This window comes from Bacillus cereus group sp. MYBKT14-1, assembly GCF_051915185.1.
Lineage (GTDB): Bacteria > Bacillota > Bacilli > Bacillales > Bacillaceae_G > Bacillus_A > Bacillus_A cereus.
Window position 1 is genome coordinate 261,687 of sequence record NZ_JBQAEF010000004.1, and the last position, 17,056, is coordinate 278,742.

Genomic DNA, 17,056 nt, shown 5'->3' on the forward strand with positions numbered 1-17,056 from the left:
AAAAGAACAATAGAAAAAGGATCTGATATGAATATCAGATCCTTAACTTTAATTTCTTAATACATACATCTTTTTACACGATAACTGGTTCATACGTGCTCAAATTATCATACTCAGTTTTTACAATACTAGGCGGAAGGTTAACACATCCTCAGATTCACCTTTTCTTGTAGCAGTGCATAATGTTTAATAAAATTAAAGCATATTTTTACTTACCAGACTTAATTTTTTCGTTATATTCTTCTAAAGTTAACCCTTTTTCTTTTAGATAAACAGCAACTTCTTTCCCTACATAACGATAGTGCCACGGCTCATACTTAATGCCAGTAATATTCTCTTTATCTTTTGGATAGCGGAGAGTAAATCCATATTCTGCAGCGTTCTTATCTAACCATTTGAATGCATCGGTAGTTTCAAATTTTGCATTTAAATCTTCTACAGTATTCTGCCATTCAACTGAAATAATGTCTAACGCTAATCCAGTATGATGTTCACTTGCACCAGGATACTGAAGATATTCCAATGCCTTAGCACTAGCCTCTTTATCCGACAAACCTTGAGATTTATAGCTTTTAACTGAAGCATCATAATAAGTTTGTTGTAATTTTATAGCTCGATAACCTGATCTTAAATAAAGATTGATTCCCTCTTTTTTTGCAGCTGCTACCATATCCTGATAGGAAGTTGCAATTCTACTATCTATTGTCATATTTGGCTTCGCATTTTGGGTGATACTTGTTAATTCAATTCCTAGTTCCTTTGATAACATATGCTCTCTATTTACAAGGATAATTCTCCAATCATTAACATCAGAGATAGGTAAAACATCTTTTTTCTTCGCATGTATTTCATTTTTATTTTTATCGTTATTATTAGTAGTTGCCTGAGATGTTTGCTTTCCACTACAAGCAGCAAGACTCCATCCCATTGCTAATACCAATGCTAAAATTATAAATTTTTTAATTGTATCTCATTCCCTTTTTGTTTATTAGTCTTTATACCAATTTCCCAACACGTCTCTAGGAATCTCCTTGAAATCCTTCAAAGAAACGGGGCCGACAAATTTTTTAATTCCATGTTTTTTAGAATTTTCATCCGAATAATCTTTTAAAAATTGAATTTTAAATTGTTTCTTACCATCGGCATAGTCGGTTACTGTCGGTACGATTGCCGCTTGTCGTATACCAAAAGTTTTATCTTCATACTTAACAAATTGTACATAAGATAATCCTCCAACCAATGTTTCTAGTTTTTCTTGCGCAGAAATAAGATTTCCAAGAGAATAATAGATTAGCGTTTCATGTCCATCTTTATTTTGTTTCCACTCAATTGGTTGAATTACATGTGGATGATTTCCAATTACTACATCTACACCTAAATCTGTTAAATATTGAGCAACTTCTTTTTGTTGCTTTGAAGGTGTTGAGGTATATTCTACTCCCCAATGCACCATAACAATTACCATATCAGAGCTACTCTTCGCCTTTTCCACATCATTTTGTATCGCTTTTTTATCAATTAAATTTAAAGCCCAAGACTTATCAGCTGGAATTTTAATTCCATTCGTACCATATGTATAATTGAGTAACGCAAAACGAATACCATTTTTTGTAATCGTTTTTATTTCATTACGCTCGTTTTTACTCTCATTAATACCTACCGGGATAACATCCGGATATTTCTTCCAGTATTCTCTTGTATTCGCAACACCTTTAATCCCCATATCCATAGCGTGATTTGTCGCTTGCGTCACTATATTGAATCCAGTGTCCACTAAAGATTGGCCTACTTCTTCAGGTGTATTGAAAGTCGGATATCCCTGTACTTTTAAATTATTTCCGGCAATCGGAGTCTCCTGGTTCACTATAGCAAGATCACTTGATTTAACAGCTTTTTTGATATTTTCATAAATATAATTATAATCATATGAACCGTCTTTTTGTTTGCCATCTTTAATTACTGCGTCATGATATAAATTATCACCCGTTGCTATTAAATTCACAACCGATTGTACTTTTTTATCTTCCGTAAAATTAGGAGACTGTTGGATAGGACTTTTCTCTACCCAATTTGGTGCTTTTAATGATGTATCTATATTGGATTCAGCCGGTGGTAATGAAGCTTTAGATGTCTTAACATCAGTATTACCACAAGCGGTTAAAAGCACTAAAAAAATAAGACATACTAAAAAAAACTTTTTACTTCTCTGTAAAGTATCTAACATGTGATCCTCTTTTCTGTTTTATTCCTTATAACTAGTTCTAACAAATCATTCTTTACAACAACGTATTTTGGTTTTACCCTTAATTATGGAAGGACACTCTGTTACACCTGCTTCGGAATATACTAATAATTGTTTTCCGCTTTCTAGCAATCTATCGATTCCATCAGAAGTGATAGATTACTAGAAAAAGATGATCCATCAGGATGTCGACTAGTTTGATATACCTGTTCCAATTGCAGTAACTCGTTTAATATTTAAACAAGATAGGAGAATCGTTCATATAGCCTCTTCTCTCGCTTTATGTTTAAGGTGCCTCCAAAAAAAGGGATCGTTGCTGTACCCCTTTACATAGTGCGAAATTTTTGCAACTAATTTCTTTCATTCAAGCGACAAACATTATACCGATAACAATAAGTAAGACCCAAGAACTTATTTTACCAATATACGAAAAAAGTAGCAATCTTTTGCCCCATATAAAGAAGCCAATTAGGAGAAATGAACGAGAGATTCATTCTATTCAATTCCTTCATTGATTAATAAAAAAACAAGCCACCCAACTATTGGATGGCTCTATACTATAAAGAGAATTTGTTATTTGATTACTTCAATTTCCCTTCAAAAACAATCTTCCTACCGCACGGCTCAACTACTGTTTTGCCGTCTTTCTTTACTTCATGAAAGATTGGCTCTTCCATACGACGAGACGGAGCGTAGCCTTCTTGTTCCATACGTGCTAAGCAGTCTGTAATTGTTTCATTTTCAAGTACTTCAAATTTCTTTTTATTAGGTTGTTTTGTCATGCCCTAACCTACTTTCTATTTTTCTTGATGCGAATTGATTTTTCATGTAGACCATATATAACATTGCGAGAATTCCCATTATAATCATAACCGCAATAAAAAAGCTTGTATACTGTATTTTTTCTATAAATACGCCGCCTAATACAGGTCCCATAATACTTCCTAAACTAAAGGCAATTCCAGATAATATATTACCTGCCGGTAGTAAATGTCTCGGTAATAAATCTGTCATAAATCCAAGTCCTAACGAGAAGCACGATCCAATGACCATACCCGCTAACAACATGCAGGCAAAGACGATCCAATAATATTGATCAAATACGGCTGCAAGCAAGAAAATGCCCGTACTTATGCAGAACGTCCACGTTAAAATACGATCCCTTCCGTATTTGTCACTTAATATACCGAGCGGAATTTGTGTAATAATGCCCCCAACTGCAAATGCTGGTAATAAGAAGGATACTTCTGAAACAGACCATCCTTTTCGAAGCGCGTATACTGGTAAGTTACTGTTTAACATTGCTTCCAGTACGCCATATGCAAGTGGTCCCAGCAGTGCAATCCATCCTAATCCAACAACTTGTTTATAACGAGAAAATGATGATTCACTCTTCACTTCTCTTTCATCTTGCGCCGGGAATGCATTTTTTGTTGGTAATAATAACAGCCAACCTATTAGACAAAGTATAGTAGATATAATAAATGGCGTTGCAAGACCGTACTGAACTGTGCTTGCTAAATATGGACCGACGGCAAAACCAATTCCGAAGAATACACCATATATCGATACTTGTCTACCTATTTTACTCGGATCCGATGTTGTCGTAATCCATGTTTGTGTTCCGACATGTAGCATATGATCTCCCACGCCAACTAGAAATCTAAGGATAAACCATACCCAAAACGAAAATGTTTGTGTAAAAAAGAATAATGAAATAATAACGAGAAACCCACCAATCACGATAATTGGCTTCATTCCAAACCTTTGCATCGGTTTTTCAAGAAACGGTGAGATCACTAATATCCCAATGTATAGTGCTGTCGCATGAATACCGTTAATACTTGAACTAACCCCTTCTTGTTCAAAAATCATTGCAATGGCCGGTAAAAGCATTCCTTGTGACAAACCCGAGATTGCTACAATCCCAACCATAATCCAAAAAGTAAAACGCATTGACATCCTCTGTCCCTCTCCTTCTCACGCTTCCACTTTTCATTATAAACTGTTTCTTCAAATGCGTGTACGAATATTCGCAATAAAAAACAAGCTAAAAGAATGAACCTTTTAGCTTGTTATCTTATCCTTCCCAAACTTGCGCTTTCACATTGTAATGAAAGTGTTTAAAATATGGATTTTCATAAAATGAAGGTCCATATAAGTAATGTTGCATATGAGCTGTTAGTGGCTGCTGCATTTGTAAAGGAACTACAGCTGGTGAAACTTGCATATACATCGGATCTATCATTATTTTTGTATAGATATGATGATTATATGGCGAATAAGCGATTAAGGATGGTTTATGCATTGATAATCTCCCCTTATACATACAAATGTTATAGTATATGCAACACTTCTCATTTCGGGGATTATTTCTGTTCTAACCAATCCTCTACATGTTTTATAAATACATCTAAACAATCAATAAACGGCGAGTGTCCGCAATCTTCTAATACCTTCAACTCTGCATTTGGCAAATGTTTCGCTAATTCCTCACCGACTACTTGCGGTACGACATAATCTCTATCACCTTGTATGACGAGTGTTGGCGCTTTAATACGATGAATTTGCTTACTTCCCTCTACAACCCCGTTATGTTCATCTGAAATATTAAATGTAATGAGCGCATAATTCACATCTACGAAATTACGTTGCGTTAACATATCATCTAAATACTTTTCATAACGGTCCGGTTCAGGTTGATTATGTGTATATATTAATAGATTCCATACTGTACGGTAATATAGTTTGTTCATATTTTTTATCGCGTCTAATACTGGAGCGATTTGTACTGGATCTTGCGCAATTTCTTCTTTCGTCTTTACTAAACTTGATACAATCGGCTGCCCATTCGTATCTTTTTTAAAGATTGGGTATCCTTTCATTCCTACTGATTCTACTAAAATTAACTTTTCTACAAAAGTTGGGTGATTCGCTGTAAATTGCATCGCAACGCCACCACCCATTGACCAGCCCATTAATGAAAATTTCTCTAGCTTTAACTCGTCAATAAATATTTTTACATCGTCTGCAAAGTCTTGTAATGAATCTATCGACTGATTATACGTTGATTGTCCAAACCCTCTTAAATCAAGAGCGTAAATATGGTATTGATCTTGCAACTTTTCAATAACTAAATCCCAATGCTGTGACGATGTCATGTTCCCGTGAATGAGTACAAGAATATCTGTATTTCGCCTTCCAACTTCCTGATATGCAATCGTTTCTCCGTTCGATAGTGAAACAAACTCCATTGTTGCAGGCTTAATCATCACAAGTTCCCCCATTCTATTTAATAGAAAGAAAATTCTTTACTTAATTAAAGAATAGCACGTAGAATATACGTTCGCAACATAAAACCTATAAGAATTTTTTACATAAATCAACATGTCTATTACTAGACAATTATTATAAAAAAGTATATAGTTAGCTAGGTAACTAATTTGAAAGGATCAAAATACATGGACGAAAAACAACATTTTTTTCACATCGTCAGCCAGACTTCTCGAAAGTTTACGAAGAAATTTAATGAACGTGTATCTCCAACAGGGTTATTTAGTGCGCAATGGGCTGTTATTTTCCGCATTAATCAAACTGGTTCTTGTACGCAAACAGAATTGTGCCAGTATTTAAATGTTGAATCACCAACGATGACTCGTACGTTAACACGTATGGAAACGATGGGATGGATTATTCGTACAGAAGGTAAAGATCGCCGCGAGAAGCTCATTTCTTTATCCGAAACAGCGATAAAGATGATTCCAGTATGGCAAGAAGAAGTTGATACTTTCGAAGAAAAAACGCTAGAAGGTATTAATGAAGATGATTTACATCAAGCATTTCAAGTGTTACAACAAATTATTAAAAATTTAGATTAAATTGGAGGGATGACGATGCAAAGTGAGAAACTTTGGACGAAGGATTTCCTCGGAACTTGTTTTAGTAGTCTATTTCTCTTCTTAACATTTTACATGCTTATGACTACTCTGCCTGTCTATGTTATAGACGGCCTAAAAGGAAAACCTGAGGAAATTGGTTTAGTTGCAACTGTGTTTCTTATTTCTTCTGTTTTATGTAGACCATTCACAGGAAAATGGCTCGATGATTTAGGAAGAAAGAAAATATTATTTATTTCACTTTCATTATTTTTAGCCGCTACTGTTATGTATTTCGGTGCGCAAAGTTTATTCTTATTACTTGCCCTTCGCTTCTTGCACGGTATTGGGTTCGGGATGGCAACGACAGCTACTGGTACGATTGTAACTGATGTTGCGCCAGCTCATCGACGAGGCGAAGCGCTTGCATATTTCGGCGTATTTATGAGTCTGCCGATGGTAATTGGTCCTTTTTTAGGTTTAACAATTATTTCTCATTTTTCGTTTACTGTGTTATTTATCGTTTGTTCCGTATTTTCATTACTTGCATTTTTATTAGGACTACTTGTAGATATTCCGCACGAAGCACCTGTTAGCAAACAAAAACGTGAAAAAATGAAATGGAAAGACTTAATCGAACCATCTTCTATTCCGATTGCACTTACAGGATTTGTTTTAGCCTTTTCTTATAGTGGTATTTTATCCTTTATTCCTATTTATGCGAAAGAACTCGGTTTAAGTGAAATTGCAAGTTACTTCTTTATTTTATACGCACTTGTTGTTGTCATTTCTCGTCCATTTACAGGAAAGATTTTTGATCGCTTCGGTGAAAATGTACTCGTTTACCCTGCTATCATTATTTTCACAATCGGAATGTTCATATTAAGCCAAGCACAAACTTCATTTTGGTTCCTTGGCGCAGGTATGCTAATCGGTTTAGGTTACGGAACATTAATTCCGAGTTTCCAAACGATTGCGATTTCTGCCGCTCCAAACCATAGACGTGGTTCTGCGACAGCTACGTATTTCTCATTCTTTGATAGTGGTATTGGTTTTGGTTCTTTCATTTTAGGTATTGTCGCAGCGAAATCCAGTTATCATAATATGTATTTTATCGCAGCTATTATCGTTGCGTTCACTTTACTTTTATATTATGGATTACACGGACGAAAACAAAAATTCAAGAAACAACCTACAGACGGAAAAATTTCCGCTTAACGTTAATAAGGAAAGTAAACTTCCCCGTTTACTTTCCTTATTTTGTATTTCTTTCAAGACGAGCGTATACTTATAGTAGAAATAAAAAGGAGGGCCATATATGAAACTAAAAAAATCTCCCCTACTCTTACTTATACTAACATTCATATTTGTAATTACAGGGCTTGGGTTTACTTACTTCAAACAAAATAAAACGACCCCATCAAAACATAATGTGACAAAAGAAAACTGGTTAAATGACCCTTACTTACGTTGGTCGTACACACACATGAAAGAATTCACTTTAGTTAATGACGTAAAAAACAATCCTGACCAAATTGCTCACTTCCCTTCCGCATTGCAAAACTTAGACGATTTTGCTGTGGAGCGTAGATTCGGAAATACAACTCCTCTAAAAAAACTTTTAGATGATAACAAAACAGATGCTTTTGTCGTTGTACATAATGGACAACTTGTTTACGAACGATATTTCAATGGGTATAAACAGAATGAACCTCATGGTATGGCATCATTAGCAAAAGTCTTTACCGGGGCAATTATACAATCTCTCGCTGAAGAGAATCGTATCGATTTAGAGAAAACAGCTGACACTTACATAAAAGAATTAAAAAACACACCGTTCGGTAATGCCACACTTCAGCAATTAATGGACATGCAAGTTTCAGCTGAATATCCTACTCATGGATATGAGCAACCTAGGCTAGAAAATCAAGATGCACAATTATATTTAGCTAGCAATATTTTACCCCGCGGCAAAAATTACGACGGTCCGATGAAAATTTATGATATGTTACGGGAAGCCGAAGAAACGGCACCGCCTGGTTCTTCCTTTTCTTACAATAACGGATCAACAGAAACGCTCGCTTGGATTATTAGAACTATTACTGGTAAATCACTGGCTGAAAATGTAAGCGAACGAATTTGGTCTCAAATTGGTATGGAAGAAAACGCGTATTACGTTACAGATGAAACAAAAGTAGAACAAGCTAGTGCTGGATTAAATGCAACTGCTAGAGATATGGCGAGATTCGGGCAATTACTATTAAACAACGGGGAATATAACGGAAAACAAATTCTCCCTTCTTCTATTACTGAAGATATAAAAAATGTCCAAGAAGGTGAACTTGCAATTGGCCCTGGAGCTTCCATTTCTTATCATAATCAATGGTGGATTCCCCACAATGAACAGGGTGCTTTTGAAGTGTTAGGTAGTTACGGACAAACACTTTACATCGATCCGAAAGCAAATATGGTAATTGTCCACTTCTCTTCTAACGCTACGCCAAGTAATGAAATACATTCAGTTTACTCAAATATGTATATTGATATTGCACATCATTTGGAGAAGCTTCCACGGTAGTGGAAGCTTTTTCTTATTACGTTGTTTTATTTGAAACCACTACCCTCATCACGGTTATTCATAATGAAACTTTTTATTAGCAATCCAATAATACGTTACGAAGAGTGTCAATAAAATCCACACTATAGTTAGTAATCCATTAATTATTGCGTTTGAATTTACTACCCCCGTGACTAACGTTTCCATTGCATACTTACTCATACCGGCTGGATTAAGCTGATCCATTATTGGATTCAAACCGACGATTACTCTGCAGGCTAAAAGGAAAACAATTGAAATTAATGCAATAATACCTTGACTGTGAAAAATAGCACTTATCATTGTTGTGAAAGATACGATAAAAAGAACCCAAATTAGATAAAATAGTAATCCAGTAATTAGGTGTGCAAATGGAACGGCAGTAAAAAGAAAATTTACATATAGATAAGAAGCTACGTATCCAATTGTTACACTAAACGCTACCATTAAATAGTTTGACACTATTTTCCCACCTACATATGAAGTAACAGTAACGGGCCTTGTTAAAATAAAGGCCAACATACCATTAGCTTTATCTGTTTGAATTGCACCCATCATAGAAATCACTAGAATCATAAGTCCAAGCTGATCAAACTGGGATCCTAAAGTACTCGCTAATACTTCGCCCCCTTTTTGCGCTGCCATACTCAGATCAATTGTAATTCCCTGGCCTCCACCTAACGCTTCTAGAATTGATGGCAAATAATGAGTTACTATCGGCTGTGTTGCACCTAAAAATATAAAAACAATTGGTAGCCAAATAATCTTAAAATCACGTAACATTTGAACATATTCTTTTTTTATCAATACCATTGAGTTATTCATTTTTACACCACCAATTTCAAGAAAATTTCTTCTAAAGTATCGTTGCTCATTTTAAATTTAACGATGTCCACTTTATGTTCGAGTGCATTTTGCAGTAACATATTTTTGTTTATTTCGATACTTTCAACCTTCACTTTGATTTTAAGCCCAACCACTTCTACATTCTTCACATACGGTAATTTCTTTACAACTTCAATCCAATTTTGATCTTTAGCTGTTATTTCAATAATTAATTTATTTTCACGATTACGGTGTAAAAGCTCCGTAATTGTTGTGTCTTCTATTTTTGTTCCATCTTTTATAATGACAAATCGTTCACAGATTTCTTCTGCATCGCTTAAGATGTGGGTTGATAATAAAATGGTTGTATCTTTTTTTATTTCTTTAATCAGATTCAATACCTCCCGCCGGCCGATCGGATCTAATGCGGATACTGGTTCATCCATGACAATAAGCGAAGGTTTATGCAATAATGCTTGTGCAATACCAAGTCGTTGTTTCATTCCACCAGAAAATGTACTAACCTTTGCATTTTCTTCTTCCTTTAGTCCAACTTTCTCCAACATTTTTGGAATCGACTTTGACAATTCTTCTTTTTTCAACCCCGAAAGTTGGCCCATAAACGTAAGCGTTTCTCTCGCTGTCATCCAATGAAAAAAATTAGGATATTGAGGTAAATAACCAATTTCACTTTTCATTTTTGATATTTTTATCCCATTCAATAAAACTTCACCAGCAGTTGGATTAGTAATATCCGAAATTACTTTTATTAATGTGGATTTCCCTGCTCCGTTTGGTCCAATTAATCCGACGCATTCCCCCGCTTGCAGTTCCATCGAGAAATTATTCACAGCAATTTTTCCTTTAAATGATTTTGTTACATTTTTAATCTCTAATTTCATAATTTCTCACTGTCCTTTCTCCCTATAACAAAGTACAAGATAGGTCCCAATATATTAACGAAAAGAATAATTAACGTCCATACAAGTACATTTTTTCTTGTTTTCCTATGTCGATATAAATCAATGAATGCAATTAAAACTAAAAGTGCTCCCACTGCAATAACTGGTAATATAATGGGTAGAAAAGCCATAATATCAATGTCTTTAAGATCATTCAATCCATAATGTATTTTCATTGTCATCACTCCTTTTAAATCTCATTATCATTATTGATAATGATAAAATAAAAACGGATGGATTGCAATCATTATTCTCATTATTTATAATGAGAATAAAAAAACAATACATAAGGTGATATAATGAGTAATAAAGTTGAAATTTTAATGCATCCTGTAAGAATGAAAATTTGCCAAGTATTAATGAGAAATAAAGAAGATGGGCTGACACCATTAGAAATGGTAAAAATTATTAAAAATGTGCCACAAGCAACGCTATATAGACAGCTGCAAACTATGGTTGATTCTGGTATCGTCCATGTAATTAAAGAAAAAAAAGTAAAATCTGTTTCTGAAAAATATTACGCAATTAATGAAGAAGATGCAAAAATTGAAGGAAGTGAATGGAAAGGATTATCTGATGATGAAAAGTTAAACTACATTTCCTATTATCAGTTATCACTTATGACACAATATCAAAGTTACCTTAAGAAATTAGAGGAACAAAACAGTCAAGAAGATACTGCTACTTTTTCTGTAGTAGAATTAAAGCTAGATGAAGAACACTTTGGAAAATTTCAAAACGAACTTAACGAATTAATGATTAAATACTACAATAGCCAAAGTAAAGGCGACGAAATAGAGACTCCGGTTCGGACCGTTGCTATTACAATTATTCCAGAAACTTAAATTTACTCGATATAAAAATGCAAATCAATAATTTGAACTAAATCCTGAAAACAGGATACCTCTCAAAACACCTAAACCATCTGCTTCCTATATTCTCTTTAGGGGCTAGGTGGTTTAATTTTTCTTGAATTCACACACAAATGTAGTAATGAATGTATTACTTTTGTTATCTTTTATAAGTAAAAAGCTTCATCTTTTTAATGAAGCTTTCTATCACTTTATTAAAAAGATAATAAATTAATCGTTTCCTTTAAAACACTTCCCTTACAAAGATTGTCTGTTCATATTGGTCGAAAATTTCTTCTATAGATGAAAATAAAGTTTCTTCCGGTATGATGAACTTTATTTTTTGATCATTTTTTAACATAAAGGAAATTGTTCCATTATCATTAAAACCTGTATGAAACGTTCCTCGTTTATTTAATAGTACCTCTTCAATTATATTTATTTCAATTGAAAAGTTATTCTTTAATTGCAAGAGTTCATGTACATCGCCAGTATGTATTTTTGCATCTATTTCAGTTTCTAAGTTTAATTGTTTTTTCTCAATTTTTTTGAACCAAAACAAAAACAATAGCTCTGAAATACCAGGTAATTGTTTTTTATAAGCATGTCGGCTATGAAACTGTCCGCCAATCTTTATAAAATATATACAGTCACCTGTAATAAAAACTTTATAATATATATCTGCCGTAAACATTTTAGGCTTTAAAAGATAAAAACTTTTGATCATAATTCCCCCATCAATTTTAAATGTATTTGTATAAACATTTTTAGCTAGATTTGTGCTAAAACATATTTCTCATGTAATGCAACACTATTGTATTGAATCTCCTCTCCCTTTGCAACAGTTGCTTTGAAGCCAGCTAGTAACCTTTCTCTATACTATCCCTATAAGTGCTACCCCATTTCCAACCGTTTTTCTTCTAGTATATTAAAAGCAGAATTTGATACGAGGCTCTATATCAATCTATCAATAAATTACCCCTCTGTAAATATCTGAATTTTCTTTATATTGAAGGTTATCTCCTAAACAACCTCGAATAATTGTAATACATATACATAAGGAGGTTGATCTATTTTGTTTCGTTCCTTTACAAATGGTTGCGTCGCCTTAGTGCAACGCTTCTTGCCAGAACCGTTTATTTTATCATGTTTACTAACTGTTTTCGTTATCTTCTTTGGTATGTTTGCGACTCACCAAACACCTGTAGAAATGATTAATCACTGGGGTAATGGAATTTGGGGACTCCTCGCCTTTTCTATGCAAATGGCACTTGTACTCGTGACTGGATCTGCTTTAGCAAATGCTCCTCTTATTAAAAAAGGATTAACGAAAGCTGCCAGACTACCAAAAACAACTGAACAAGGCATTATTGCCATTTCAATTGTAAGTTTACTCGGTGCATACATAAACTGGGGCTTTGGAATTGTTGTATCTGTTTTATACGCAAAAGAAGTGGCAAGGCAGCTGGACGGATTAGATTATAGACTAGCAATCGCCTCTTCTTACTCTGGATTTCTCATTTGGCATGCCGGTCTTTCTGCCTCTATTCCTCTTACGTTAGCAACAGGCGGTGAAACGTTAATTAAAACGACTGCTGGAAGTATTAAAGAGGCGATTCCAATAACAGAAACGTTATTCTCACCATACGCTCTCGTTCCAGTTATTATTTTTCTCATTACGATGCCTCTCATTAATAAAGCGATGCATCCAGATGAAAAACATACGATTACAGTAAATCCTAGCGTGTTCCATGAAGAAGCTGCTGCTCAAGAAGTAGCAAAAAATACGTTCGCTGAAAAGATGGAAAATAGCATTATTATTACACTTTGCGTTGGATTGTTAGGTCTCATTTATATTTTCAATTACTTTTATACGAAAGGTTTTAACCTTACTCTCGATATCGTGATTTTTATGTTATTAATTGCAGGTCTTATTTTCCACCGTACTCCGATTCAGTATATTCGTGCTTTTTCAGACTCTACGAAAAGTGCTTCTGGCATTTTACTTCAATTTCCGTTTTACGCAGGAATTATGGGCATGATGATTGGAGCAAATAGTGAAGGACTTTCACTTGGAGGAGCTATTTCTAATTTCTTTATTAGCATTTCAAATGAAACGACTTTTCCGCTCTTTACATTTTTAAGTGCTGGCATTGTTAACATTTTCGTTCCATCTGGCGGCGGTCAATGGGCTGTGCAAGCACCAATTATGATTCCAGCTGGCGCTGAACTTGGTGTACCTGCTGCAAAAACAGCAATGGCAATTGCATGGGGCGATGCTTGGACGAATTTAATTCAACCTTTCTGGGCATTACCAGCATTAGCGATAGCTGGTTTAGGTGCTCGTGACATTATGGGATTTTGTGTTGTGAACTTACTATATGCGGGTTTTATCATTAGTCTATGTTTCTTATTTATTTAAACGAAAAGCTAGTTTTATACTAGCTTTTTTACATAATAAATCACTTATTTCCCACGCAATTTATAACTGTCTTCCACTCTATGTCCGTAAGGTGTAATGACTCAAATGCAAAAAAATCTTCGCAAATTTTTCCGATCAGGTGTGGATGTTCCCTCAAAAAATTCCACTGTAACGCTTTAGGAAGAAAATATGTTTCATATTCTTTACTTCCCCTTACTATCTCATCTACTTCTCTTTCACAAATTCCTCTTATTAAATACTCATTTCTTAACTCTATTTGAATTTGCTGAAATGTTTCGCTGCATTTTTTCAATTGAAGTAAACACGTAACATACTTCCGAAAAAGTTCGCCATCATACTGAACACAGTTTATAATACGATCGACTTCATTCATAATGCACGAGCCTTTTCTTCTATTTGTAATAACCATTTCTCACGCTTTGATACTTTACTCGTTTTCACAGATTGAAACACTGACCGTTTTATATCGCGAATGCCACAAAAACGTAAAATACCTCTCTTCATCATAATCCAATCTGCTGATCGATATAACAATGCGACGTACCATAGAGGTGAGTCTAACGTATTAATAACCCATGCTTTTTTCCCTTGCAATAATCCTTTCGGCAGAGCCCCTTCATATTTATAAGCAAATCCAGCTACGAAAATACGATCGATAAATCCTTTTAAAATTGCTGGCATCCCCCACCACCATATTGGATAGATGAATAGAAGTGTATCTGCTTCTTCTACTAACGTTCTATACCGAGCTGTTTCCTCTTCATTTACTAAATCGCGTCTTTTCTTCTCTTCATTAAATACGAGGACTGGATCAAATTGTTCTTTGTATAAATCAAGTACGGTAACTGAATGATTTGTTTCCTGTAGTCCTTTTTGCACATGATTGAAAATCGCCGCGTTAAAACTTGAAGGGTTAGGATGAGCATATATAATTAGTACGTTCACTACAAAACAACTCCCTCTATACGTTAAAGTTTCCCCTTCTTTAATAACTTCTCTACAATTTGTACGTTTTTCGAACTTTGCAACAATCGATTTAATAATATAAGTAACTCTTCTTTTTCTAAATCTTTCAGTTTCTCTTTAACTGCACTCTCACCAGCACCTTGAATATCATAAACAACTGCCACCATATGTTTACAATAATTTTCATAGGGACACTCACAGTTACTTTCTGAAAAATCTTCGAGATCGATAACTACTTCATAATTCCCTGCATTTCCAGTAACGAAAGCAAACACTTTTTTATCTTGTATTTCAACATCTTCTACATGCCCATCTTCATAATATTCATATCCCTTATCTACAATGTACTTTGGGATCCATTTCGTTATATCTTTTAATAAGTAAGCGTACATAATTGTACCCCTTCCTTTAATTCCCTTTTGACTTCAAAAATCCTGCATGTTATTCTAATTACTGTTAAGTAGCAAGTCTACGTGACAAAACGACTGACACCTATTCGGCGAAGGTGTCTCTTTTCATTTGCAGCCGATATGAATTGCCTCTTTCAGGCACATTCAATTTTTGACACTACACACTCAACACCATTCCCTGTATCAGGCTGCTTTAGCAGTCTTTTACTCTACATACTCCGTTATTTTAAGAAAAAAAGAGAGCTTAGCTCCCTTTTCTCGCCTTATACAATACCCCTTTTTCAGCATAGAGATATTCATCAGCTAATGTAATTTTCCCATCCAGTTTTAGTTCGTCTAATAATCTTGATAAATAAAATTGATGCAACATCTTTTTCGTGAATTTTCCTTCATGATGCGAAACGATATGTTCTTGAATATCTAACAATGATATCGGCTTATCTTGCTCTATCATATATTCATAAACTGTACTACGCAGTTTTACGTATTTTTCGAGTGTCACAGTAATGCGCAACCCCTTTCTTCTTAATATAAGTTTTCGTAATCGGTTTTTTTGCAATAAAAAAACCTCTCCGATAAGAAGAAGTTACGTATATATCTTCGTCTTATCTCCCAGAACAAATATGTTCTGCTGGAATTAGCACCTGCATCGCGGTTGCTGGGTTTCATCGGGCCAGTCCCTCCACCTCTCTGGATAAGAAAATATTCACTTAATTCTTACTATACGTAATTCCACTTTAATTGTCAAACAAATATAATAAATATAACAAATTATATTTTCTTCCTTACTGTTCATACTACCCATATACGAACATGCAAGGAGGATTATGAAATGCATCAAAATGCTCGCGGATATGTACAAGATTCTTTTCAATCATTACAAGAAGCTAAAAATTGTTTAGAAGAAGCGCTCGAAACAGTTGAAAAAGATTTTAATCGCGCTCGTATTGAACAATCACTTTATGCTGTTGAACAAGCTATTCAACGTTGCGAGTACACCGTTCACATTTTAGAAAAAGATTAAAAACTTCCCATCAATTGATGGGAAGTTTTTTCAAATGGCATACTTCATAATTATTGCCGTTATGATTAAAAAATATACAGAATTAGCAATTTCTAAAATTCCTACTTTTATAATAGAAATTTTTTTGCCATACAACACAATTGCTCGAATGACACTTGGTATAAAAATAAGAGAACACCACGGATTAATCACAAATACGATTATCGTTAATACGATATGATATCCCCAAGATATAAGACGATACTTCGGGTTATTTTTTTCACGAATCATCGTTTTCACATAGAACGTACTACCTAAAAAGTATAAAAATGAAATAAGCGCAATGAATAATGCTGTATGATCGATTTGCTTCATTGAAAAGTAATAACTAATTAACCCACCGATACAAAACACAATAATCGCACAAATATCATTTAATAGTGCTCTTTCATTTTTTTGACGAGCGTAATACATATTCACTATAAATAATGGAATCATTACTATTACGAATAAAAGAATTCGCCACTCATATAATAAAGAAATCATCCCAAATAGGAACGCAATAATAAAATAAATAATGGCAACTTGTAAAAACTCTTTTTTTCGTCTTTGCTTTATGTACGTAAGAAATGGGTACGTAGCTAAATAGATAAAGAACCACGCTAAAAACAATGGAATATGATAAATAGTAGGTTTCCCAAGTATGACACTTAATAAAAAAGGAATAACAAGCATGGCCCATGCACCATGTTGCTTCGGAATAACTAACTTCATTAACTATACACCTCCCTTTTGAAAAAAGTTCTCACCTACAATTATACAAATAATTTTATATAATAGCGGATGCATATTGAATCGATTTTTTGACAAAAAAATGCTCCTT

Annotated in this window: 21 protein-coding genes and 1 riboswitch; of the genes, 6 read left to right on the top strand and 15 right to left on the bottom strand. The window is 34.3% G+C overall.

Going from position 1 to position 17,056, the window contains the following annotated elements; genetic code table 11:
• Window positions 1–208: 208 nt before the first annotated feature.
• The 6 genes from ACTFO4_RS13730 to phaZ all read right to left on the bottom strand — a co-directional run bounded on the left by ACTFO4_RS13730 (window position 209) and on the right by phaZ (window position 5,514).
• Complete coding sequence (locus ACTFO4_RS13730) at window positions 209–940, bottom strand: M15 family metallopeptidase (RefSeq protein WP_078421334.1); 732 nt, start codon at window positions 938–940, stop codon at window positions 209–211.
• A 48-nt stretch (window positions 941–988) separates the two neighbouring features.
• On the bottom strand, window positions 989–2,224 hold the full coding sequence (locus ACTFO4_RS13735) for a CapA family protein (protein WP_000887606.1): 1,236 nt from the start codon (window positions 2,222–2,224) through the stop codon (window positions 989–991).
• A 599-nt stretch (window positions 2,225–2,823) separates the two neighbouring features.
• Window positions 2,824–3,024, bottom strand: a complete 201-nt coding sequence (locus tag ACTFO4_RS13740) for an NETI motif-containing protein (protein WP_000166303.1) — start codon at window positions 3,022–3,024, stop codon at window positions 2,824–2,826.
• Window positions 3,008–4,204 carry an MFS transporter gene (locus ACTFO4_RS13745; protein WP_000062799.1) on the bottom strand — a complete coding sequence of 399 codons (1,197 nt, stop codon included), beginning with the start codon at window positions 4,202–4,204 and terminating at the stop codon, window positions 3,008–3,010. The genes ACTFO4_RS13740 and ACTFO4_RS13745 overlap by 17 nt, the downstream gene beginning before the upstream one ends.
• 118 nt (window positions 4,205–4,322) lie before the next feature.
• Complete coding sequence (locus ACTFO4_RS13750) at window positions 4,323–4,550, bottom strand: hypothetical protein (protein ID WP_000549500.1); 228 nt, start codon at window positions 4,548–4,550, stop codon at window positions 4,323–4,325.
• 61 nt (window positions 4,551–4,611) lie between these two features.
• Window positions 4,612–5,514: an intracellular short-chain-length polyhydroxyalkanoate depolymerase gene (phaZ, locus tag ACTFO4_RS13755; RefSeq protein ID WP_251186538.1), complete on the bottom strand. Its 903-nt coding sequence runs from the start codon at window positions 5,512–5,514 to the stop codon at window positions 4,612–4,614.
• A 189-nt stretch (window positions 5,515–5,703) separates the two neighbouring features.
• Between phaZ and ACTFO4_RS13760 the strand changes: the two genes are divergently transcribed.
• The 3 genes from ACTFO4_RS13760 (at window position 5,704) to ACTFO4_RS13770 (ending at window position 8,695) form a co-directional block, all read left to right on the top strand.
• Window positions 5,704–6,120 carry a MarR family winged helix-turn-helix transcriptional regulator gene (locus ACTFO4_RS13760; protein ID WP_000343680.1) on the top strand — a complete coding sequence of 139 codons (417 nt, stop codon included), beginning with the start codon at window positions 5,704–5,706 and terminating at the stop codon, window positions 6,118–6,120.
• Window positions 6,121–6,135: 15 nt separating this feature from the next.
• Window positions 6,136–7,335: an MFS transporter gene (locus ACTFO4_RS13765; RefSeq protein WP_001190318.1), complete on the top strand. Its 1,200-nt coding sequence runs from the start codon at window positions 6,136–6,138 to the stop codon at window positions 7,333–7,335.
• A gap of 100 nt (window positions 7,336–7,435) precedes the next feature.
• The gene (locus ACTFO4_RS13770) at window positions 7,436–8,695 is read left to right on the top strand and encodes a serine hydrolase domain-containing protein (protein ID WP_440014347.1); all 1,260 of its coding nucleotides are present in this window, start codon (window positions 7,436–7,438) and stop codon (window positions 8,693–8,695) included.
• Window positions 8,696–8,749: 54 nt separating this feature from the next.
• On the opposite strand, the gene ACTFO4_RS13775 is transcribed toward ACTFO4_RS13770, so the two are convergent.
• Genes ACTFO4_RS13775 through ACTFO4_RS13785 form a run of 3 tightly spaced genes read right to left on the bottom strand, consistent with a single transcriptional unit; the run spans window position 8,750 to window position 10,676 of the window.
• Window positions 8,750–9,538 carry an ABC transporter permease subunit gene (locus tag ACTFO4_RS13775; protein WP_063536890.1) on the bottom strand — a complete coding sequence of 263 codons (789 nt, stop codon included), beginning with the start codon at window positions 9,536–9,538 and terminating at the stop codon, window positions 8,750–8,752.
• Window positions 9,539–9,540: 2 nt separating this feature from the next.
• A complete protein-coding gene (locus ACTFO4_RS13780; protein ID WP_023522500.1) occupies window positions 9,541–10,440 on the bottom strand; it encodes an ABC transporter ATP-binding protein in 900 nt (299 codons plus the stop codon).
• On the bottom strand, window positions 10,437–10,676 hold the full coding sequence (locus tag ACTFO4_RS13785) for a PLD nuclease N-terminal domain-containing protein (protein WP_000690914.1): 240 nt from the start codon (window positions 10,674–10,676) through the stop codon (window positions 10,437–10,439). The genes ACTFO4_RS13780 and ACTFO4_RS13785 overlap by 4 nt, the downstream gene beginning before the upstream one ends.
• Before the next feature lie 123 nt (window positions 10,677–10,799).
• On the opposite strand from ACTFO4_RS13785, the gene ACTFO4_RS13790 reads away from it, so the two are divergent.
• Window positions 10,800–11,345: a transcriptional regulator gene (locus ACTFO4_RS13790; RefSeq protein ID WP_049108471.1), complete on the top strand. Its 546-nt coding sequence runs from the start codon at window positions 10,800–10,802 to the stop codon at window positions 11,343–11,345.
• Between the two features lie 250 nt (window positions 11,346–11,595).
• Here ACTFO4_RS13790 and ACTFO4_RS13795 read toward each other — a convergent pair whose 3' ends face one another.
• The gene (locus ACTFO4_RS13795; RefSeq protein WP_000597306.1) at window positions 11,596–12,078 is read right to left on the bottom strand and encodes a hypothetical protein; all 483 of its coding nucleotides are present in this window, start codon (window positions 12,076–12,078) and stop codon (window positions 11,596–11,598) included.
• Between the two features lie 348 nt (window positions 12,079–12,426).
• On the opposite strand from ACTFO4_RS13795, the gene ACTFO4_RS13800 reads away from it, so the two are divergent.
• Window positions 12,427–13,773: a short-chain fatty acid transporter gene (locus ACTFO4_RS13800; RefSeq protein WP_440014348.1), complete on the top strand. Its 1,347-nt coding sequence runs from the start codon at window positions 12,427–12,429 to the stop codon at window positions 13,771–13,773.
• Between the two features lie 40 nt (window positions 13,774–13,813).
• Here ACTFO4_RS13800 and ACTFO4_RS13805 read toward each other — a convergent pair whose 3' ends face one another.
• From ACTFO4_RS13805 to ACTFO4_RS13820, 4 genes are all read right to left on the bottom strand, one after another.
• Window positions 13,814–14,167 carry a group-specific protein gene (locus ACTFO4_RS13805; protein WP_440014349.1) on the bottom strand — a complete coding sequence of 118 codons (354 nt, stop codon included), beginning with the start codon at window positions 14,165–14,167 and terminating at the stop codon, window positions 13,814–13,816.
• A complete protein-coding gene (locus ACTFO4_RS13810) occupies window positions 14,164–14,739 on the bottom strand; it encodes an NAD(P)H-dependent oxidoreductase (RefSeq protein WP_001101572.1) in 576 nt (191 codons plus the stop codon). Before ACTFO4_RS13810 ends, ACTFO4_RS13805 begins: the two co-directional genes overlap by 4 nt.
• Before the next feature lie 23 nt (window positions 14,740–14,762).
• Complete coding sequence (locus tag ACTFO4_RS13815) at window positions 14,763–15,152, bottom strand: SWIM zinc finger family protein (RefSeq protein WP_000271529.1); 390 nt, start codon at window positions 15,150–15,152, stop codon at window positions 14,763–14,765.
• A 262-nt stretch (window positions 15,153–15,414) separates the two neighbouring features.
• Window positions 15,415–15,672, bottom strand: a complete 258-nt coding sequence (locus tag ACTFO4_RS13820) for a hypothetical protein (protein ID WP_000171476.1) — start codon at window positions 15,670–15,672, stop codon at window positions 15,415–15,417.
• 100 nt (window positions 15,673–15,772) lie between these two features.
• Window positions 15,773–15,871: riboswitch (SAM riboswitch) on the bottom strand.
• 131 nt (window positions 15,872–16,002) lie between these two features.
• Here ACTFO4_RS13820 and ACTFO4_RS13825 point away from each other — a divergent pair.
• Window positions 16,003–16,194, top strand: coding sequence for a hypothetical protein (locus ACTFO4_RS13825; protein ID WP_000554032.1), 192 nt, complete (start codon window positions 16,003–16,005; stop codon window positions 16,192–16,194).
• Window positions 16,195–16,224: 30 nt separating this feature from the next.
• On the opposite strand, the gene ACTFO4_RS13830 is transcribed toward ACTFO4_RS13825, so the two are convergent.
• A complete protein-coding gene (locus ACTFO4_RS13830) occupies window positions 16,225–16,947 on the bottom strand; it encodes a YwiC-like family protein (RefSeq protein ID WP_440014350.1) in 723 nt (240 codons plus the stop codon).
• Window positions 16,948–17,056: the final 109 nt, after the last annotated feature.

Excerpts from the sequence above, each read along its gene's own strand:
- ACTFO4_RS13775 (WP_063536890.1), bottom strand. The coding sequence starts at position 9,538 with ATGAATAACTCAATGGTATTGATAAAAAAAGAATATGTTCAAATGTTA.
- ACTFO4_RS13815 (WP_000271529.1), bottom strand. The coding sequence starts at position 15,152 with ATGTACGCTTACTTATTAAAAGATATAACGAAATGGATCCCAAAGTAC.
- ACTFO4_RS13745 (WP_000062799.1), bottom strand. The coding sequence starts at position 4,204 with ATGTCAATGCGTTTTACTTTTTGGATTATGGTTGGGATTGTAGCAATC.
- ACTFO4_RS13795 (WP_000597306.1), bottom strand. The coding sequence starts at position 12,078 with ATGATCAAAAGTTTTTATCTTTTAAAGCCTAAAATGTTTACGGCAGAT.
- ACTFO4_RS13740 (WP_000166303.1), bottom strand. The coding sequence starts at position 3,024 with ATGACAAAACAACCTAATAAAAAGAAATTTGAAGTACTTGAAAATGAA.
- ACTFO4_RS13735 (WP_000887606.1), bottom strand. The coding sequence starts at position 2,224 with ATGTTAGATACTTTACAGAGAAGTAAAAAGTTTTTTTTAGTATGTCTT.
- ACTFO4_RS13765 (WP_001190318.1), top strand. The coding sequence starts at position 6,136 with ATGCAAAGTGAGAAACTTTGGACGAAGGATTTCCTCGGAACTTGTTTT.
- ACTFO4_RS13770 (WP_440014347.1), top strand. The coding sequence starts at position 7,436 with ATGAAACTAAAAAAATCTCCCCTACTCTTACTTATACTAACATTCATA.
- ACTFO4_RS13760 (WP_000343680.1), top strand. The coding sequence starts at position 5,704 with ATGGACGAAAAACAACATTTTTTTCACATCGTCAGCCAGACTTCTCGA.
- phaZ (WP_251186538.1), bottom strand. The coding sequence starts at position 5,514 with ATGATTAAGCCTGCAACAATGGAGTTTGTTTCACTATCGAACGGAGAA.
- ACTFO4_RS13750 (WP_000549500.1), bottom strand. The coding sequence starts at position 4,550 with ATGCATAAACCATCCTTAATCGCTTATTCGCCATATAATCATCATATC.
- ACTFO4_RS13805 (WP_440014349.1), bottom strand. The coding sequence starts at position 14,167 with ATGAATGAAGTCGATCGTATTATAAACTGTGTTCAGTATGATGGCGAA.
- ACTFO4_RS13785 (WP_000690914.1), bottom strand. The coding sequence starts at position 10,676 with ATGAAAATACATTATGGATTGAATGATCTTAAAGACATTGATATTATG.
- ACTFO4_RS13830 (WP_440014350.1), bottom strand. The coding sequence starts at position 16,947 with ATGAAGTTAGTTATTCCGAAGCAACATGGTGCATGGGCCATGCTTGTT.
- ACTFO4_RS13780 (WP_023522500.1), bottom strand. The coding sequence starts at position 10,440 with ATGAAATTAGAGATTAAAAATGTAACAAAATCATTTAAAGGAAAAATT.
- ACTFO4_RS13790 (WP_049108471.1), top strand. The coding sequence starts at position 10,800 with ATGAGTAATAAAGTTGAAATTTTAATGCATCCTGTAAGAATGAAAATT.
- ACTFO4_RS13825 (WP_000554032.1), top strand. The coding sequence starts at position 16,003 with ATGCATCAAAATGCTCGCGGATATGTACAAGATTCTTTTCAATCATTA.